Here is a 19,252-nt window from a genome sequence, read left to right on the forward strand (position 1 = left end):
TACACCGCCACCGTCGGCGCGCCGGTCACCGGTTCACCAGTGACGGTGTCGTTGGCCAACGGCCAGACCATCACCATCGACATCGGTAAAACCACCGGCACCGTGACCACCCTCGCACCCAACGATGCGCTGAACGGTCACACGCCGCTGACCAACGCCATCACCAACGTCAGCGGCGGTAACTACGAAAACCTGGTCGCCGACAAAACACCGGTCAGCACCACCGTGACTGACACAGTCGACACCACCAACCTGTCGCTGAGTGCGAGCAACTCAGTCGCCGAAGGCGGCTCGATCGTCTACACCGCGACCCTGACCAACGCTGCCGGCACACCCGTGACCGTGACGTTGAGCAACGGCGCCGTGATCACCATCGACGCCGGCAAAACCACCGGCACCGCGACGGTTGATGCGCCGAAGGACGACGCTTATATCGACGCCGGCAAAGTCAGCGCCACGATCAGCACGGCCACTGGTGGCAACTTCGAGAACCTGGTACCGAGCACGGTTCCGGCAGTGACCGCGGTCACTGACACCATCGATACCTCGACCGTGACCCTGAAAGCCACTGAGTCGGCAGCTGAAGGGGGCACCGTCACCTACACCGCCACTGTCGGCGCGCCGGTCACCGGTTCACCAGTGACGGTGTCGTTGGCCAACGGTCAGACGATCACCATCGAAGTCGGTAAAACCACCGGCACCGTGACCACCCTCGCACCCAACGATGCGCTGAACGGTCACACTCCGCTGACCAACGCCATCACCAACGTCAGCGGCGGTAACTACGAAAACCTGGTCGCCGACAAAACACCGGTCAGCACCACCGTGACTGACACAGTCGACACCACCAACCTGTCGCTGAGTGCGAGCAACTCAGTCGCCGAAGGCGGTTCGATCGTCTACACCGCGACCCTGACCAATGCTGCCGGCACTCCGGTGACCGTCACGCTGAGCAACGGCGCCGTGATCACCATCGACGCCGGCAAAACCACTGGCACCGTGACGGTTGATGCGCCGAAGGACGATGCTTACATCGATGCTGGCAAAGTCAGCGCCACGATCAGCACCGCCACCGGTGGCAACTTCGAGAACCTGGTACCAAGCACGGTTCCGGCAGTGACCGCGGTCACTGACACCATCGATACCTCGACCGTGACCCTGAAAGCCACTGAGTCGGCAGCTGAAGGTGGCACCGTCACCTACACCGCCACCGTCGGCGCGCCGGTCACCGGTTCACCAGTGACGGTGTCGTTGGCCAACGGCCAGACCATCACCATCGACATCGGTAAAACCACCGGCACCGTGACCACCCTCGCACCCAACGATGCGCTGAACGGTCACACGCCGCTGACCAACGCCATCACCAACGTCAGCGGCGGTAACTACGAAAACCTGGTCGCCGACAAAACACCGGTCAGCACCACCGTGACTGACACAGTCGACACGACCAACCTGACTCTGAGCGCCAGCAACTCGGTGGCCGAAGGCGGCTCGATCGTTTACACCGCCACCCTGACCAACGCTGCCGGCACTCCGGTCACCGTGACGCTGAGCAACGGCGCCGTGATCACCATCGACGCCGGCAAAACCACCGGCACCGCGACCGTTGCCGCCCCGTCCGAAGACTTTTACAAAGACGCCGGCACGGTCCAAGCGAGCATCAGCACAGCCACCGGTGGCAACTTCGAGAACCTGGTTCCGAACAAAACGGCGGTCGTGACCAACGTCACCGACACCCTCGACAAGACCGAAGTCAGCATCACCGGCAGCACCTCGGTAACCGAGGGCCAGACCGCCAGCTACACCGTCAGCCTGACTAACCCGGCGCAGACTGAAGTCACTCTGAAAATCGTCTACAGCGGCACCGCCGCTGACGGTTCGGATTTCACCGGCGTATACACCGTGAAGATCCCGGCGGGCGCCAGCAGCGCGAGTTTCAACGTCGCGACCCTGGACGACAGGATCACCGAGGGCACTGAAAACTTCGTGGTCAAGATCGACTCGGCCACCGGTGGCAACTTCGAGAACCTGGCGATCAGTGCGTCCAACGGCAGCGTCAGCACCTCGATCATCGACAACGACGCGCCGCCGGTGCTCGACCTGGATGCCAACAACTCCAGCGGCGCCACCGGTGCCAACTACAACGTGACGTTCACCGAAGGCATCACCGGCCAAGGAGTATCGATCGGCGACACCGACCTGAAAATCACCGACCCGGACAGCACTCTGCTGACCGGCGCGACCATCGTGCTGACCAACCGTCAGGATGGTGATGCGCTGAACCTGGGCAACAGCGTCAACGGCATCACCATCAATGCCAACAGCACGAATGGCACGGTCACGCTGACCCTGTCCGGTAACGCGACACTTGCCGACTACATGCAGCAGATCAAGAACATCAGCTTCACCAACAACAGTGAGGATCCGAGCAGCGTGCCGCGGATCATCACCGTGACGGTCACTGATGGCAGCAACTACTCCAACACCGCGACCACCACCGTCAACGTAGTCGGCGTGAACGACGCACCGATCGCCGCACCGGTTAACGTCACCGGCACCGAAGACACGCCGCTGATCCTCGGCTGGTCGACCTTCGGCGTCAGTGATGTCGACAGCACCGCCGCCAACCTCGGTGTGAAAATCACCCAGCTGCCGGGCGAAGGCAAATTGCAATTCCTGGCCACCGACGGCAAGACCTGGACCGATGTTACGAACAACCAGACGTTCAGCAAGGCTGACATCGACGCTGGCAAGTTGCGCTTCCTGCCGGATACCAATGAGTCCGGCAGCGACGGCTACAACCCCGGCCTGGGCAACATCAAGGCCGACTACGCACAGATCCAATTCCAGCCAACCGACGGCTCGCTGCTGGGCAACACCGGCACAATCAAAATCGACATCACACCCGTGGCCGACGCCCCGTCCCTGAGTGTTGCCGACAACAGCGTCAAATCCACAGGCCTGATCAAGGAAGTCTGGACCGGCCTGCCGCTCGGCACCGATGGCAGCGGCGCAGCCACTGGTACGCTGAAAAGCATCATCGACGGTGCGGGCAAACCAAACTCCAGTAGCACGGTGACCAACGTGCAGTCCGACGGCAGCGTCGCGGCTGGCACGGCTTCGAAAACCTCCGGCCTGATCTACCTCGAAGCCGGCAAGACTTACACCTTCAGCGGCACCGGCGATGACAGCCTTTTGGTGACCATCGGCGGTAAAAACGTGGCGGCCACGACGTGGGGCGCGGGCGGCAAACTGAACGGTTCGTTCACCCCGACCACCAGCGGTTATTACACCCTGGACATTTACCACCACAACCAGAGCGGCCCGGGTAGCTATGACGTCAACCTGTCGGTCAACGGCAGTGCCGCGGTCGACCTGAGCAGCGCCGGCGTGCCGCTGTACACCGGCGTGGCGGACCTTGCCGCTTCCGGCGTGACGGTGTCCGATTTGCACGGCACCAGCGGCGAAGGCTACTACGAAGGCTACAAACTCAATGAAGCCGCGGAAGGCACCAGCGTTCATCTGTCCGCGATCAAGACGGCCCTGACGGATATCGACGGCTCCGAAAGCCTGAGCGTGAAGATCAGCGGCATCCCGGCGGGCTCAGTACTGACCGATGGCGCCGGCCACACGTTCACCGTCAGCGCGACGTCCGGCGAAGCCAACGTCACGGGCTGGAACCTCGGCACCCTGACCGTCACTCCGCCGCCGTACTACAACGGCCAGTTCAACCTGACCGTGACCTCGACCTCCACCGAGTCACTCGGCGGTTCGGCGCAAAGCACCGCGACGATCCCGGTCACGGTTTACCCGGCGGTCTACAACGCCGTCACCGCCACGGCGGCTGACGACACCATCAGCGGCACTGACGGCAACGACATCATGGTTGCCGACATCGGCGGGCTGACCGTGGTGCCGGGCACCAACTACAACATTGCGTTCATGGTCGACAGCTCGGGCAGCATGAGCGCGTCGTCGATCAACTCAGCCAAGGACTCGCTGACCTCGGTGTTCAACACCCTCAAGCAGAGCATGGGCGGCAATTCAGGGACGGTGAACATTTTCCTCGCGGACTTCGATAACCAGGTCAACAAGTCTGTTTCGGTGAACCTGAACGATCCGAATGCGCTGATCCTGCTCAAAGCGGTGCTGGATTCGATGGCTTCCGGCGGCGGCACCAACTACGAGGACGTGTTCAAAACCACGGCTAACTGGTTCCAGAGTGCCGACGCGATGGCCAACACCGGTGCGAAGAACCTGACGTACTTCATCACCGACGGCAAGCCGACCTACTACCAGAGCGGCGAGCAAACCAACCCGACCTTGTTCGGCAATGTGAAGCTCGATGACGTCATTACCACCACCAATTACAAATTGGGGCAGACCTATTCCAGCTACCTGGACAGCACTCACTACCTGACCATCGACAGCGCCGGCAATGTCACGCTGCAGACTCAGAAAAACTCGGGGCGCTGGAACAGCGACGAACTGGGCACCCTCCATGCCGAGGGTAACGGCACGTACGAGCTGTCCTATCACGATGGTACCGGCAGCAGCACCGACTCCACTGCCATCAACAACTCAACCAGCAGTTTCACATTGCTGAATAACGTGTCGACGGTGGAAGCGATCGGCCTGAACAAGGACGTCACCCTCGGCGACCTCAAGCCGTACGACTCGGATCAAACGCCACAAACCAACATCGACCCGAAAGACCTGGCCAACTCGATCATCGGTCACACCGAAGCGACGCAACCAGGTTCCGACACGGTCAATGGCGGTGACGGCAACGACATCCTGTTCGGCGACCTGGTGAGCTTCAACGGTGTCTCCGGTGAGGGTTATCAGGCCATGCAGGCGTTCGTCGCCCAGCAAACCGGCGTAGATGTCAGCAAAGTCACCACCAGCAACGTGCACCAGTTCATCACCGAGCACTACACCGCGTTCGATGTGTCCGGGGCGCATGACGGTAATGACTCGCTGCTGGGCGGTGCCGGCAATGACATTCTCTTCGGCCAGGGTGGCAACGACCTTCTCGACGCCGGCAAGGGCAATGACATCCTGCTCGGTGGCAGCGGTAACGACTCGCTGATGGGCGGTCAGGGCAACGATATTCTGATCGGTGGTTCGGGTGCCGACACCTTCGTCTGGAAGGCTGGCGACACCGGCAGCGACGTGATCAAGGACTTCAAGGCCAGCGAGGGCGACCGCATCGACTTGCGCGATCTGCTGCAGGGTGAAACCGGCAGCACCATCGACAACTTCCTGAAGATCACCACCGTGGATGGTGTTTCGTCCCTGCAAGTCAGCTCCGCCGGCAAATTCAACGGCGCCGACGCCGCAGCGGCAGCACCGGATGTGACGATCAAGCTGGAAGGCAACAACTGGTCCAGCGCCAACATTAACTCGTTGATTGCCGGCAGTGACCCGACCATCAAAATCGATCACAACAACAGCTGATCCAACGAAAAACGGCCGCCCTTATGGGGCGGCCGTCACGTTTGCGCCCAACACCCCGGTGACGATTTCGTCGCCGCACCGCATACTCGCGTCCAGTTGGCCTATGCTGCTGACAGCATGACGCTGGTCCATTTCCGAGGGATGTTCAATGTTCTACGTGCAACGCGATGCGCAAGGTCAGTTAGTGCGCGTGGAAGCCGCGGCCTACGCCGAGGCCACGGAAACGCTGCCAGCCGACCACCATGAAATCCAGGCCTGGTACGCCAACGAGGTAGTGGAAACCAGTCTCAAACAGCTCAAGCAGAGCGACCTGGAAATGATCCGGGTACTCGACGACTTGATCCAGGTGTTGACCAGCAAGGGGGTGATCCGCGTCACCGACCTGCCGGCCGCCGCCCAGGCCAAGCTGATGGACCGGTCACACGCCCGTGAAGCGTTGGGTGGGTTGAGTCAATTGATCGATGATGATGAGACGGGGTTGATCTAGCGCCCCGTTGTTGTCTGTACGGACGCCTTCGCGAGCAAGTCGAATCGTCGCACCGCCGCTCCCACATTAGATCTTCAGCGAACACAGCATGTGTGAGCAGCCGAGATTCAATGTGGGAGCGGCGGTGCGACGATTCGACTTGCTCGCGAAGGCGGACTGATTGACGATTCAGCTATGAAGCCTTACTTCCAAGGCTTCGGCTCACCAAACAACTGCCCCTGAACCCCATACAACCCCATCTCACGAATCACCATCAACTCCCCTTCCGTCTCGACCCGCTCGGCAATCAACGGCAAATCGATGCTGTGCGCCGCCCGCTGAATCGCCTCGATGAACAGGCGCTTGTCGCTCTCCTGATCAATCGCCCGGATGTAACTGCCGTCGATCTTCAGATACGCCAACCCAAGCCGCGCCAGGTTGCCGATCATGCTGAAGCGCCCGCCAAAGCGTTGCAGGCTCAGGGAGAACCCGAGTTCGTGCAGGCGTCGCGTCAGCTCTTCCAGCATGGCTTGCTCCGGCAACTGCTCCTCACCGATTTCCAGGGTCAATCGCTCCCCGAGATCCGAATGCTGACGCAGGATTTCGAAGACTTTATTCAATGCCTGCGGATCGGTCAGCGTCGCTGAAGACAGGTTCAGCGCCAGCGACTCTTTATGGTCGGCCATCTGCTCAAGTACCCGCTCCAACATCAGCCGATCAAGCCGCGCGGTCCAGCCAAAGCGCTCGAGCCACGGCAGGAAGCGTCCGGCGGGAATGGTCTGGCCCTCGGCGTCGATCAAACGCGACAGCACCTTGTAATGCAGCACCAACTGCGTGTCCTGGGCAGCCACCACCGGCTGGAAATACAGCTCGAAACGCTGCTGGCTCAACGCCTGTTCCAGTAAGTTGTGCCAGGCATGATGGTCGTCGCCGACGCTGGCCGACGCGCTGTGATCCAGGCAGACCCAGCTCGAATCGCCCTGGCCTTCCGCCTGAGCCAACGCCTGATCGCCCAGCCCGAGCACCGCTTGCGGGGAGTCGCCATAAACAAACGGTGCCAGCCCGATCGAGGCCACCGAGGCCACATCGGTGGCGCCCGTCGCGTGCAGGCTCGCCAAGGCACTGTCGAGGTTCTGCGCCAGTTGCAGCGCTTCTTCGCGCACCAGCCCCGGCGCCAGCACGGCGAACTCACCGCCGCGAATCCGCGTCACGAGGTTCAGGGTTTCCGGGTATTTGGCGCACTCTCGGGACAACTGCTCGCCAACCGCTTTCAACAACTGGTCAGTGCGTTGACCGCCCAACCGCTGGTTCAACCCGGCCAGGTCCCTGACCCGCAATAGCAGCAAATAACCGGAACTCGCCTGCTCCGGATTGCTCACTCGGGCGTTCAATTGCATTTCGAAATAACGACGGTTGGCCAGCCCCGTCAGGTTGTCCTGATAGGACTCGGCCCGCAGCTTTTCACTGCGCTCGGCCTGTTCCTGGAACAGCGCTTTAAGCTTCTCGACCATCTGGTTCATGGCCTGCACGACTCGCCGCAGTTCCGGCGTGCGCGGCAGTTGCGGCAGGCTGAGGAATTCGCGGCGAGCGATGGCGTGGGATTGCTTGACCATGTAATCCAGCGGTTTCAGTTGCCGGCGCAACAACAGCGCGCCCAGCACCGCGCTCACCGCACCGCAGATCAGCAACCAGCCAAGACTGCCCAGCGCGCTCTGCCAGAGTTTGGCCAACGCGAACATCGGATGGCTGACCACTTCGACCCGCGCCGCCTGCTCCCAGCCACGGCTAACGAGGGCATCACCACCGGCCGCTTCCAGCCCGATCATTTTGACGAACCAGTCCGGCACGTTGTTCACCGCTGGAATGCCGCTACGCTCGACGATGGTCTGATCAGTCTTGAGGTCGACCACGCGGATGCTCGCGTAATAACCGCTGTCGAAGATCGAACTGACCAGCAACTCGACCATCGCCGGATCGTCGATGTTCGGTGTCAGGGACAGCGCCAATGCCGTCGCGGCGTCCTGGGCGTGGGAGCGCAACTGGTTGACGTATTGGGTGCGCGAGCTTTCCAGACTGACCACGAAGCTACCGGTGAAGGCGATCACCAGGAACAGACAGATAGCGATCAACAGCTGTTTGAACAAGGACATCTGAGCGCGTGCTCCTAGTTAGTCGTCTCGACCGGGAAACCTTCGGCCTGCATTTTCTTCAACACATCCTGCCAACGAGACAGGCGTTTGGTGTCACCGACTTTCTTGTTGCCCTTGGCGCCCGGCAACCACAACCCTTCGGCATTAAAAGAGTACACCGGCAGCAAATCGGATCGTTGGCTGGCCGGTTTGATCGCATCGATCAGGCTGTCGAGTACCAGCGGCATGGCCTCGGGGCTTGAGTAGTAGGTCAACACCATGTGCGCCCGATTCAGGCGCAAGGCCTTGACGTACGTGATGCGCAGCTTGTCACTGGCAACACCGAGATGACGCAGGCTGAAATACTTGGCGATCGCGTAATCTTCGCAATCGCCGGCGCCCTTCCACAGGGCCTCGATGGGTGTTTCCCAATAATCGACCTCGTGCCACAGGTCGATGTCTTCCTCGTAACGCATCTGCTTGTTGAAGAACTGGTTGACCAATTTAAGCTGTTCGAGCTCGCCAACTTGCTTTTGCGTGACCAATAAGTGCTGCCAGGCATCAATGCGTGGCTGTCCTTCGCCCAATGGCCCGTACAATGCCTGCGCGCGACGGCTGATCAGCGAAAAATCCCAATCGGCATGCAGCCCGCCCAGCATAACGCCGGCCAGCAACGCGCAGCACAGCCAGCGCAAAGTCCGAGGGATCGCGAAACGTACCGCCAATGCGAGGCATCCAGGTCAGGCAGGTGGAAATCGGTCGATGGTGCAGGTTAGCCCGGTAAAAGACAATGGCACGGTGAGATCACTACTAGCGCGCTAAACTTTGTATGGCCGGTGCCATAAAAAACATCGCGGCCACGTCAGGGCGATCTTTTGTCCGTTTGACAACCTGTCAGGCAGTCACTAGTGTCCCTTGGATCCAAATTTATTTCAGTCAAACAGGGTGCGTAGTTGTGACACAGAAGCCCAATCCTCTGAACAGCATCAAGGTCAACGGGCCGATTCCCGCTCACCTGGCACGCTCGGTGATCGAAGAAACCCTGCGTTCGGCCATTCTCGACGGTCGCATTCCCTGCGGCACCGCCCTGCGTCAGCAAGATTTGGCCGATCTTTTCGGTGTCAGCCGCATGCCAGTGCGCGAAGCCTTGCGCCAGCTAGAAGCCCAGGCGCTGCTCAACGTCATCGCCCATAAAGGCGCCGTGGTCGCACCGCTGGTTCAGGGCGATGCCGTGGAAACCTACGCGCTGCGGATCCTGCTGGAATCCGAAGCGTTGCGCCTGTCGATCCCGTTACTGGTCAATGAGGATCTCGAACAGGCTGCCCGCTACATCGACGACCTGGAAACGCAAAACAACTACACCGAAATCGGCCGGCTCAATCGGCTCTTCCACATGGCGCTGTACTGCAAGGCGCCGAACCAACGGCTGTTGAGGCTGGTGGAAGACGGATTGAACGAAGAGGAGCGCTTCCTGCGCTTCAACCTGGAAGCCATGGGCCTGGGCAAACTGTCCCAGGAAGACCACCGGGCGCTGTTGCTGGCCGTCGAAGTCCGGGACGTCGAGCGCGCGGTGAAGTTGCTCGAACAACACCTCAACCGGGGCGTCGAGGTCATCACACGCTACCTCAACAGCCCCGAAGCGCTGAACAAGAAAACCTCCAAGTAAACCGCGCCGGCAAGCCTGAGCGAGCAGATCGAACTGCTCGTTCTCGCTTGCCGCGCTGCGCTACGCCCCTCTCCAAAGCCCTGCCCTCGATTTACCCCTCTCAAGACCAACAATGACTCCGAGTCGATGACGCGCCAGTGATAGCGGCTGTCGTGATTTACGCTCACTCTTGGGCTGCCAACAAATAATGAACGGGCGACGCACCGCACGAGCGGCGCAGTCCCCGCACCAAGAACCTACGGAAGGAGTCTTGCCACGGGAAAGGAAGAACCGGCGTTGATCCCAGCCAACTTCCCCCCCTCAGTCCACGTCGACGATTCAGTTAGAAAGTTGCTTCGAGTGAGGCATTCACTCTTCATTTTAATTCTGACTTATATAAGCCGGAAGGAGTAACTACATCCAAATAAAACTCTAATAAATAGTTTTATTGGAACTTGTCGCGCGCGAGAAAGTACAACTTTCAAATAATATAAAAATAACTTGCCCGACACTTTGCTCATGTATTAGTTTTTCTCCGCCGCCTTGAATACCGGCACCAGGCCGTCACTTAACGACGCATTGCAACTTACCCATATCAATTTGCTTGAGGCATCCGCTCGCCAGCAGAAAGCTTTAACTAACGATCGCTTATTCATTAAAACGCAACGGTATATCCAATTCACTTATAGGCTCACCCATGAAACCGACTAAAGACCGTCTCAACCAGAAGAAAGCAGAACTTAGCGCTCATCCGATCTTTTCTGAAATCAACTCACTGTCGGTATTGCAACGTTTCATGGAAACCCATGTGTTTGCAGTATGGGATTTCATGTCACTGACCAAACGCCTGCAACAGGAACTGACCTGCGTCCAGCTGCCCTGGCTGCCACCGCGAGATCCGCAGGCAGCGCGTTTGATCAACGAGATCGTGCTGGGTGAAGAGTCCGATGATCGTCCAGCTCACGGTCACTACAGCCATTTCGAGTTGTACCTTGATGCCATGCGTGAAGTCGGCGCCAGCACGGCGGTGGTCGAGCGCTTCGTCGCGCTGCAAAAAGAAGGCGTGAGTTACGACGTGGCACTGCAAAGCGTGGACGTCGATCCGGCGGCAGCGCAGTTCGTGCGCAACACGTTGCACACCGCGTTGCATGCGCCGGGGCACAGCGTTGCGGCGGCATTTCTGCATGGTCGCGAGAGCGTCATCCCGCAGATGTTCCAGCGAATTCTTGATGACTGGGGCATCGGCATCGAACAGGCGCCGACCTTCCGCTACTACCTCGAACGGCACATCGAAGTCGATTCCGAAGACCATGGCCCCGCCGCTGAAAAACTCCTCGCCCGGCTGGTCAATGGCGATCCGCAACGCGAGGAAGACGTCTACGCCAGCGCCATCGCCGCCGTCGAAAGCCGAATCGCCCTGTGGGATGGCCTGCGCCTGAGCATGAGCGAACCGGTTGCCGAGGTGAATGCATGAACGCCGCCGACTACCAATCCTTCGCCGATGCCTGGGAAAGCCGCGCGACCATCCGTACCCGCCCCCGGCGCGTGCTGGAAAACGACCACAAGCTGATCTACCCGTTGAGCCGCCAACCGTTGGTGCTGAGCGAAACCTTCCTGCGCGAATGCCCGGAGCAGCGCGACTTTGCGCTGGTGCAGACGCTCTACAAATTCATCAACGACGTGGTGATTTTCGAAACCGAAATCGTCGACAAGACCGCCCGCAGCATCGCCAAGAATCGCTTCGCCGTGGCCTTCCCGTTCGCCTGCCGTTACGACGCGATGACCGTGGTAGTGGACGAGGACTACCACGCGCTGGTGGCGATGGATTTCATGCAACAGACCGTCGCCATGACCGGCATCACGCCCATCGAACTGCCGGATGAAATCGAACTCAGCCGATCCATTCCAGCGGCCGTGGCACTTGCGCCGGAACACCTGCGCAGCGCCGTGGAATTGATCTGCGTGGCCATCGCCGAGAACACCGTGACCGGCGATGTCGCCGCGTTCGCCAAGGACGACACGGTCAAGCAGTCGATCAAGGGCCTGATGGCCGACCACTTGCTCGACGAAGGTCGCCACTCCGGATTCTGGGCGCGGCTGGTGCGCATCTACTGGCACACCGCGAGCGAAGATGACCGCCAATGCATCGCGCACATCCTGCCGGTGTTCATTGGCCATTACCTGACCAACGACATCCAGAAATCGTTCGACTTCCGCCTGATCGACGCCTTGCAGATCAGCGACGCCGCACGCCAGGCCCTCAAGAGCGAAGTGTCGGGGCTGGCCTTCCCGATCAATCGCCATCACCCGCTGGTCGCCAACATCGTGCGGTTTTTCCGCAGCAGTTCGCTGCTCGATTCGCCGTGCGTGCAAGACGCCCTCAGCGATTACCTGGTTTAACGAGGAGCCCATCATGAGACGTCTCGACATTCTGCTCATTGGACACAGCCAGGCCCTGACCGCCCTGGCGCTGGAACTTGAACAACACGGTCATTCTCTGGTGCGCCTGACAGCCGTCGACGAGCAGCCGTTGGGTAACGCTGATTTGCTGATCGATGACGCCAGCCTGCCTGTTCAAGACGTCGGCGATGTGCCGCGACTGACGCTGCAACTGGGTATCGGTGTGCCTGGGGTTTCTGGCCTGCCGCCGCTGGACGTGCTGTGCACCTACGGTTCAACGCTGTTCACTCGCGTGCCTATCACCGACGAACCTTCGGGCAATGGCCAGGCATTTCGCCTGCGTGCAGTGACGGAATTGGTCGATCACGTGGCGCTGCTGGTCAGCCGTTTCTGTCGCGATGCCGACTATTTTCTATTGGCCGACCCTGCTGCTCCCGCTCACTTCGAGCACGTGGAAAACCTGCTCTATTTGGAGAACCTCGCGTTTTTCCATCGGCTCAACCTCACGGCGGCTCCCGCGTTGCTGGAGCTCAGCAAAATCCCGATGATCGAGCGCCTTGAGCGGCGCTTCATCCAGTGTGCCGAACGACCCGCGCTAAACATTGCCGGCTCATCCCTGAGCTATCGGCATTTGCACGCCCACAGCCGCGCGATCCAGCAGCGTTTGCAGCCGTTGCTCGCTCAGCATCGCGGGCCGTTGGTGATCGGGATCTGCCTGCCAAAATGCAGCGCGTTGTACGCGGGCATTCTCGCGATTCTTGGCAGTGGCGCGGTGTACCTGCCGCTGGAGCCGAGCCATCCCCTGCAACGTCAGCAGTACATTCTGGAAAACGCCGGGGCAGTGTTGCTGCTGCATGACGGTGAACATCCGCTCGCGGCGCAAATGCCGGGACTCGACATCAGCCGCATCGACATCGGTGACGTGGATCTCGATCAACCCTTGATGCACCAACGACCCGATCCAGATGCGCCGTGCATGGCGCTCTATACCTCGGGCACCACCGGCCATCCCAAAGGCGTGTTGCTCAGCCAGGCCAACCTCGCGCACTTCACCGCGTGGTACGCCGACTATGTGCAGCTGACCGAACAGAGCCGCGTGCTGCAGTTTTCGTCGTTGAGTTTCGACTCGTCGCTGATCGATATCTTCCCGACCCTGCTCCAGGGCGCCGAGCTGATCGTGCCCGGCGACGATCAGCGCCGCGATCCGTTGCAACTGGTCGAGCTGATCCGCCATCAACAACTGAGTCACGCCTTTTTGCCGCCGGCGTTGTTGAGCATCCTGCCGCTGGATCAATTGCAATGCCTCGATCACGTGATGACCGGCGGCGATGTCTGCGAACCCTACGTCATCGAGCAGCTCACCCGTCAGGGCAACCTCTACAACCTCTATGGCCCTACCGAAGCGACGGTGTTGATTACCGCGCGGCAACTGCGCACCGGCGACAGTAATCGCACCCTCGGCGCGCCTATCGCTAACAGTCAGGTGCTGATTCTCGATGAGGATTTTCACCCGGTGGCCGAACAAACCGTCGGCGAGCTGTACATCGTCGGTCCGGGCGTGTGCCTGGGCTACCTGAACAACCCGCAGCAGACCGCCGAACGTTATCTGAACCTGAGCCTGCCGGATGGCCAGAGCCTGCGCGCCTACCGTACCGGCGACATGGCGAAGTGGACCCGCGACGGCATCGAGCTGTGCGGACGGCGGGACAATCAGGTGAAGATTCGCGGCTTTCGGGTCGAACCAGAAGAGATCGAACGCTGCCTGCGCGACAGTCAGTTGTACCGCCAAGTGGCAGTGGTTATCGACAGCCATCGACGGATTCTGGCGTTCCTCGCACAGCCTCAGGAGGATCAACCCGGCGCCGCTCGGGAAGCGCTGAAAGCCCACTCGATGCAGTTTCTGCCGGATTACATGCAGCCCACCGCATGGACCGAATTGCCGAGTATGCCATTCGCCAGCAACGGCAAAGTCGACCGCAAGGCGCTGCTGGCGATGCCCGTGAATGTCTCCGAAAACACGCTGCGGCGCTTACCCGCCAGTGCCGATGAGGCGTTGTTGTTGGAGATTTGGGCTGAATTGCTGGAGCTGCCGGCCAGCGATATTTCCACCGACGAAAGTTTCTTCAACCTGGGCGGCCACTCGATCCTGCTGTCGCGCATGCTCTTGCGTTTGCGGGAAGAGTTCGGTCGCAGCATCTCGATCAACCGCTTCATCGAATTGCCGACCATTGCCAAGTTGGCGACCTTGGTGCGCGGCTCCGGCACCGAAGAGGTATTGAGCGAAAAAGCCTTGGCCGATGCCTTCCGCGAACTGGATATTCAGCCGTTGCCAGTCAACCGTATGGGCGATGTGCACAAGGTGATCGTTACCGGCGCCAACAGCTTTGTCGGCGTGCACATCGTCGAAGCGTTGCTCGCCTGGGGCGCCAGCGAAGTCGCCTGCCTGGTGCGCGATGGCGGTGGGCAATCGGCGGCCGAGCGTTTTGCCCATGCGCTGCGAGAAAACCGTCTGGAGCATCTGGACCTGAGCCGGGTGCGGGTCTATGCGGCGGACATTACGCGTGCGTCATTGGGGCTCGAAGCGGATGTTTACGAGCGACTGGATCGGCAGTTCGGCGCGTTGGTGCACAACGCCGCCAACGTCAATCACGTACTCGATTACGAGTCACTGGCGCGGGACAACGTCGAGCCGATCTTCGAGTGCCTTCGGTTGTGCGAAGGGCGCAGCAAAAAGATCTTCAACTTCGTCTCGACGCTTTCGGCCTCCAGCACGATTGCCGCCGATGGTCGGGTGCTGGAATTGCCCGCCGCGCAAACCCCGCCGATCTACATCAAGAACGGCTACAACCTGTCCAAATGGGTCGGTGAGCGGATCCTCGAACGGGCTCGCGAACGTGGCGTAAGGGTCAATCTTTATCGCCCCGGCAACATCAGTTTCAACAGCCTCACCGGTGTCTGCCAGCCGCACAAGAACCGCTTGATGCTGATGCTCAAAGGCTCGATCCAGCTCGGCCAGGTGCCGGAGTTCGCACTGAATTTCGACCTGATGCCGGTGGATTTTCTCGCACGGTTCATCGCCTTCCATGCCAGCCGTTATTCAGCCGAAAAAGCGGTGTTCAACCTGCACAACCCCGAGCCTCTGAGCTGGGATGCCTACGTCGCATCATTTCGTGAGGCGGGGCGGGAGTTTTCCATGGTCAGCGTCGCCGACTGGCAGCAGCAACTGGGCCGGGTCGACAGCGACAACGCGTTGTTCGGCGTGCTCGGTTTCTACCTCAACGGCTTCGAGGAAGACATCGGCGACATCTCAATGATCGGCCACGCCAACGCCCAGGCGGGCGTACGGCAGATGGGCGCGCACTACCCGGAAAAATCCCCGGCGCTGCTGCGTCGCGGCTGCGACTACCTGAAAGAAATCAACTTCATCTGACTCACTCAACCGGAGCAAAACCATGAAAACCCTACAACCCGATACCCTGATCAAAAACCCTCAAGACTGCCACGTCGTGTCCTCGGTGGAAGTGCCGGCCGATGCCAGGAAGGTTTGGGCAGTGGTCGGTAACTTTGCCGGCTTCGATCAATTCATTCCGGCTCTGTCGCACATCGAGATGACCGGCGAAGGCGTATCGTCCCTGCGCAAGAAATTCTTCAAGGACGGCAACCTGGTGGTCGAGCAACTCAACTCCCGGGATGACCAGGCGCTGAACATGACCTGGACCACGATTTACAACACCTTGGGCGTGGCCAATTTGTGGGCGGCGATGAGTGTTGAACCGCTGGGTGCGGGCAAATCCCGAGCGACCTGGACCATCATCGCCGAACCCGCACAGGGCGGCGCCGAGGCATTGCCGGGGTTCAGGGATTTCGTACAGGGCTTTGCCGATGACTCGATGAGCAATGTGTTGAAGCTGTTTGCGTAGGGCTTTGGCTCAGCGGTGACTAATCTACCGCTATCGCGAGCAAGCTCGCTCCCACATTGATCTTCAGTGATCACAACATTTGTGAACGACTGAGAACCCCTGTGGGAGCGAGCTTGCTCGCGAAGAACGATAACGCGGTCCAACTGACCTGAATCAGATTTTGAAGCTGTCGACCAACTGCTTCAATCGGTTCGCCTGCAAGGACAACGCATCGCAATCCTTCAGCGTTTCATTGAGGTTGGCCACGCTCTGCTGGTTCAGCAGGTTGATCTGGTTAACGTCGACGTTGAGGGTTTCCACGACCGCCGTCTGCTCTTCGGTTGCCGCGGCCACCGACTGGTTCATGCCGTCTATTTCGCCGATGCGCTGGGTCACGCTGACCAGTCGCAGACCGGCCTGGTTCGCCACTTCGACGCTCTGTTCGCTGGAGACCTGACTGGCGTTCATCGTGGTCACCGCTTCGCGAGAACCGATCTGCAGCGAGGTGATCATCTTGTGGATCTCCTCCGCCGATTCCTGAGTGCGGTGAGCGAGGTTTCGCACCTCGTCCGCCACCACCGCGAAACCACGACCGGCTTCACCGGCGCGGGCCGCTTCGATGGCCGCGTTGAGCGCGAGCAAGTTGGTTTGCTGGGAGATGCCTTTGATCACATCCAGAATGTGCCCGATGTTGTCGGTGCTGGCGTTCAGGGTTTCGATCTGGGTGCAGGACAGGCTGATTTTCTGCGACAACTCGGTCATCGCCAGAATGGTTTTCTCCACCACCTGACGACCATCATCAGCCTGCTCGCTCGCGCCGCTGGCGTGCTGGGAAGCATCGGCGGCGTTGCGGGCGATTTCCTGGGTGGCGGCGCCCAACTGGTTGATCGCCGCGGCCACACTGTTAGTGCGGGCGCTTTGCTCGTCGGAGCCGACGATCGAGGCGTTGGACGAGGCCATTACCCGTTGCGACAGATCGTGAACCTGGCGGGTGGCCGACGACACTTCGGAAATTGACGCGTGAATTCGCTCCACGAACTGGTTGAACGAACCGCCTAGCTCACCGAATTCGTCTTTGCTTTCCACGGCCAGACGTCGAGTCAGATCGCCCTCACCTTGAGCAATGTCCTGCATCGCACGGCCCATGGTGGTCAGCGGACGCATCAGCACGTTGATCAGCAGGCTCAGCAGCACTGCAATGGCCGTCACGGCGATGAACATCGCGATTAGCGCAGAAGTACGGAACTGACTGAGTGGTGCGTAGGCCTTGTCCTTGTCGATCGACAGACCGATGTACCACTCGGCATTCGGCAAACCACTGACCGGCGTGAACGAAAGGATACGGTCCTGCTTGTTCAGGGTGACTTCCTGATTGCCCTTCTCGATGCGCACGCCGGCGTTCGGGTAGATGTCCTTCAGGTTTTTCATCACCTGGTCCTTGTCCGGGCTGACGATCACCTGACCGTCGGCGCTGACCAGGAATGCGTGGCCGATGCCACCGAAATCCACCGAGTTGATGATCTTCACCAGCGTTTCCAGGCTCAGGTCGCCGCCGACCACGCCGAGCAACTCGCCGTTCTTTTTCACCGGCAGGGCGATGGTCACCACCAAGCCACCGACGGCAGCCATGTAAGGCGGGGTCAGCATGGTCTTGTCGGCAGCCACGGCCTGTTTGTACCAGGGACGCTGACGCGGATCGTAACCGTCAGGCATCTTCGCGTCCGGGCGCTGAGTAAACACGCCGTTGGCCTGGCCCACGTAGGTGAACTGGAAGTTCGAGGTCAGGGCCGGTTGACTGACCAGCCCCGGGAGGTCGGCATTGGCGCCTTGATGGGCGACGTTTTGCGCGAGGTTTTCCAGCACCAGCACACGGCCACTCATCCAGTTCTGCACGCTGCTGGCGGTCAGATCGCCGGCCTGCTGGACGCTCGATTCAAGGTTTTGACGGATGGTGTTTCGCTGCAGATAGTCGTTGTACAAAGTGAACAACGCAAAAGCCAGCACCACAACGCCGGAGGCGGCCAGAAGGATTTTATGGCTGAATTTGAGATTCATTTCATGGGACTTCTTATGCAAAAAGTGGGGATGCGTTCCGGGTTGCAACATTCCATGTACAGCGCAGGCAGGGCTCTGGGGCCGCTCTACTTTGGTGCACGCATGTCTCATCAGTCTGTCGGCACAAAACGGAGAAATCTTAGGCGTTTGTACGAAATGATCGGTATTCCTGTCAGATACCCGCCGAACGGCGTGCCAGAGCGCCTGCTCAGTCTTTTTGTGATGACGGTTGTTCGTACGGTAGCTGCAAATTCCCCCGCGCCTTTGTGCGAACGATCGCTTTTGATCTGGTGATCGACCATTGGCGCTGTGAAAAAATCGAACGCGCCTATCTGGAAAGCATTGCCCGCATGCTCGAAGTCCTGAAGCCGAAAGTGCGTCAGGCGTTTCTGCTGGCGCAGTGCGAAGGGCTTACCCACAAACACATCGCCGAGCAAATGGGTTTGTCTCTGCGTTCAGTGGAGCGCTGTGTGCGCCGACGCGCTGTATTACTGATGTCTGTGGATAACGCGCGGTGAACCGCATCAGCAGGTGCTGCGTCTGCGTAACAACTCGGCTAATGCCAGGCTACGTCAGCAATGCGACGTCTGGCGGGCGAACACCATGAAGACGAACTGGCCTTGGAAGTGGAAGCGCATTTGCAGCTGATGACCCATTGAGCGTTTAGCGAGCCCATAACGACAAAACCCCTGTCTGCGTTAGCAGACAGGGGTTTTGGAATTCAATCTTGACGATGACCTACTCTCACATGGGGAAACCCCACACTACCATCGGCGATGCATCGTTTCACTGCTGAGTTCGGGATGGGATCAGGTGGTTCCAATGCTCTATGGTCGTCAAGAAATTCTGTGACCAGCCCGTTACAGCGTAACGTGCCAGCAAAATTGGTGACTTCTACTAAAACAAAACCCCTACCTGCATACGCAGATAGGGGTTTCGGAATTTAATCTTGACGATGACCTACTCTCACATGGGGAAACCCCACACTACCATCGGCGATGCATCGTTTCACTGCTGAGTTCGGGATGGGATCAGGTGGTTCCAATGCTCTATGGTCGTCAAGAAATTCGGTAGCCAGGTCGTGGGCCTTTTCAGGTTCACGCTCCAGCGAATGGGTATGCGATAGTTGGGTGTTTTGTGAGTATCTCGAACTTTCGGTTCGTTTCGTCTTCACACACCGCAATCTGGTGCTCTTTCG

General features: G+C 59.6%; 9 protein-coding genes, 2 rRNA genes and 2 pseudogenes. 8 read left to right on the top strand and 5 right to left on the bottom strand.

All coding sequences use genetic code 11. The annotated features are described in order from the left end of the window. Both CUN63_RS32135 and CUN63_RS11655 read left to right on the top strand, forming a co-directional pair. Nucleotides 1-5,460 (top strand): annotated as a pseudogene (locus CUN63_RS32135) (LapA family giant adhesin); the annotation flags it as partial. A gap of 148 nt (nucleotides 5,461-5,608) precedes the next feature. Next, nucleotides 5,609-5,947 (top strand): tryptophan synthase subunit beta, encoded by a 339-nt coding sequence (locus CUN63_RS11655; RefSeq protein ID WP_129439553.1) that lies wholly within the window; start codon nucleotides 5,609-5,611, stop codon nucleotides 5,945-5,947. 182 nt (nucleotides 5,948-6,129) lie between these two features. Here CUN63_RS11655 and lapD read toward each other — a convergent pair whose 3' ends face one another. Next, nucleotides 6,130-8,076, bottom strand: a complete 1,947-nt coding sequence (lapD, locus tag CUN63_RS11660; protein WP_129439555.1) for a cyclic di-GMP receptor LapD — start codon at nucleotides 8,074-8,076, stop codon at nucleotides 6,130-6,132. Between the two features lie 14 nt (nucleotides 8,077-8,090). After that, nucleotides 8,091-8,780 carry a cysteine protease LapG gene (lapG, locus tag CUN63_RS11665; protein ID WP_129439557.1) on the bottom strand — a complete coding sequence of 230 codons (690 nt, stop codon included), beginning with the start codon at nucleotides 8,778-8,780 and terminating at the stop codon, nucleotides 8,091-8,093. 230 nt (nucleotides 8,781-9,010) lie between these two features. Here lapG and CUN63_RS11670 point away from each other — a divergent pair, with 230 nt between their 5' ends. The 5 genes from CUN63_RS11670 (at nucleotide 9,011) to CUN63_RS11690 (ending at nucleotide 16,020) form a co-directional block, all read left to right on the top strand. After that, the gene (locus CUN63_RS11670; RefSeq protein ID WP_129439559.1) at nucleotides 9,011-9,721 is read left to right on the top strand and encodes a GntR family transcriptional regulator; all 711 of its coding nucleotides are present in this window, start codon (nucleotides 9,011-9,013) and stop codon (nucleotides 9,719-9,721) included. Between the two features lie 676 nt (nucleotides 9,722-10,397). After that, nucleotides 10,398-11,174 (top strand): DUF3050 domain-containing protein, encoded by a 777-nt coding sequence (locus CUN63_RS11675; RefSeq protein ID WP_129439561.1) that lies wholly within the window; start codon nucleotides 10,398-10,400, stop codon nucleotides 11,172-11,174. Further along, nucleotides 11,171-12,100: a diiron oxygenase gene (locus tag CUN63_RS11680; RefSeq protein ID WP_129439563.1), complete on the top strand. Its 930-nt coding sequence runs from the start codon at nucleotides 11,171-11,173 to the stop codon at nucleotides 12,098-12,100. The genes CUN63_RS11675 and CUN63_RS11680 overlap by 4 nt, the downstream gene beginning before the upstream one ends. Nucleotides 12,101-12,113: 13 nt before the next feature. Then, nucleotides 12,114-15,530 carry a non-ribosomal peptide synthetase gene (locus tag CUN63_RS11685; protein ID WP_129439565.1) on the top strand — a complete coding sequence of 1,139 codons (3,417 nt, stop codon included), beginning with the start codon at nucleotides 12,114-12,116 and terminating at the stop codon, nucleotides 15,528-15,530. Between the two features lie 22 nt (nucleotides 15,531-15,552). Then, a complete protein-coding gene (locus CUN63_RS11690) occupies nucleotides 15,553-16,020 on the top strand; it encodes an SRPBCC family protein (protein ID WP_129439567.1) in 468 nt (155 codons plus the stop codon). 153 nt (nucleotides 16,021-16,173) lie between these two features. On the opposite strand, the gene CUN63_RS11695 is transcribed toward CUN63_RS11690, so the two are convergent. Beyond that, on the bottom strand, nucleotides 16,174-18,054 hold the full coding sequence (locus CUN63_RS11695; protein WP_056745790.1) for a methyl-accepting chemotaxis protein: 1,881 nt from the start codon (nucleotides 18,052-18,054) through the stop codon (nucleotides 16,174-16,176). Nucleotides 18,055-18,302: 248 nt separating this feature from the next. Here CUN63_RS11695 and CUN63_RS11700 point away from each other — a divergent pair. Beyond that, nucleotides 18,303-18,549: pseudogene (locus tag CUN63_RS11700) on the top strand (sigma factor-like helix-turn-helix DNA-binding protein); the annotation flags it as partial. Nucleotides 18,550-18,779: 230 nt separating this feature from the next. Here the strand turns inward: CUN63_RS11700 and rrf (CUN63_RS11705) are convergent. Then, a 5S ribosomal RNA gene (gene rrf / locus CUN63_RS11705) occupies nucleotides 18,780-18,895 on the bottom strand. 106 nt (nucleotides 18,896-19,001) lie between these two features. Next, nucleotides 19,002-19,117 (bottom strand): 5S ribosomal RNA (gene rrf, locus CUN63_RS11710). Nucleotides 19,118-19,252 lie beyond the last annotated feature (135 nt).

The organism is Pseudomonas sp. ACM7, from assembly GCF_004136015.1.
Taxonomy (GTDB): domain Bacteria; phylum Pseudomonadota; class Gammaproteobacteria; order Pseudomonadales; family Pseudomonadaceae; genus Aquipseudomonas; species Aquipseudomonas frigoris.

What these genes read in the sequence shown, in the direction of transcription:
- CUN63_RS11655 (WP_129439553.1), top strand. Translation starts at nt 5,609, where the DNA reads ATGTTCTACGTGCAACGCGATGCGCAAGGTCAGTTAGTGCGCGTGGAA.
- lapD (WP_129439555.1), bottom strand. Translation starts at nt 8,076, where the DNA reads ATGTCCTTGTTCAAACAGCTGTTGATCGCTATCTGTCTGTTCCTGGTG.
- CUN63_RS11675 (WP_129439561.1), top strand. Translation starts at nt 10,398, where the DNA reads ATGAAACCGACTAAAGACCGTCTCAACCAGAAGAAAGCAGAACTTAGC.
- CUN63_RS11680 (WP_129439563.1), top strand. Translation starts at nt 11,171, where the DNA reads ATGAACGCCGCCGACTACCAATCCTTCGCCGATGCCTGGGAAAGCCGC.
- CUN63_RS11685 (WP_129439565.1), top strand. Translation starts at nt 12,114, where the DNA reads ATGAGACGTCTCGACATTCTGCTCATTGGACACAGCCAGGCCCTGACC.
- CUN63_RS11690 (WP_129439567.1), top strand. Translation starts at nt 15,553, where the DNA reads ATGAAAACCCTACAACCCGATACCCTGATCAAAAACCCTCAAGACTGC.
- CUN63_RS11695 (WP_056745790.1), bottom strand. Translation starts at nt 18,054, where the DNA reads ATGAATCTCAAATTCAGCCATAAAATCCTTCTGGCCGCCTCCGGCGTT.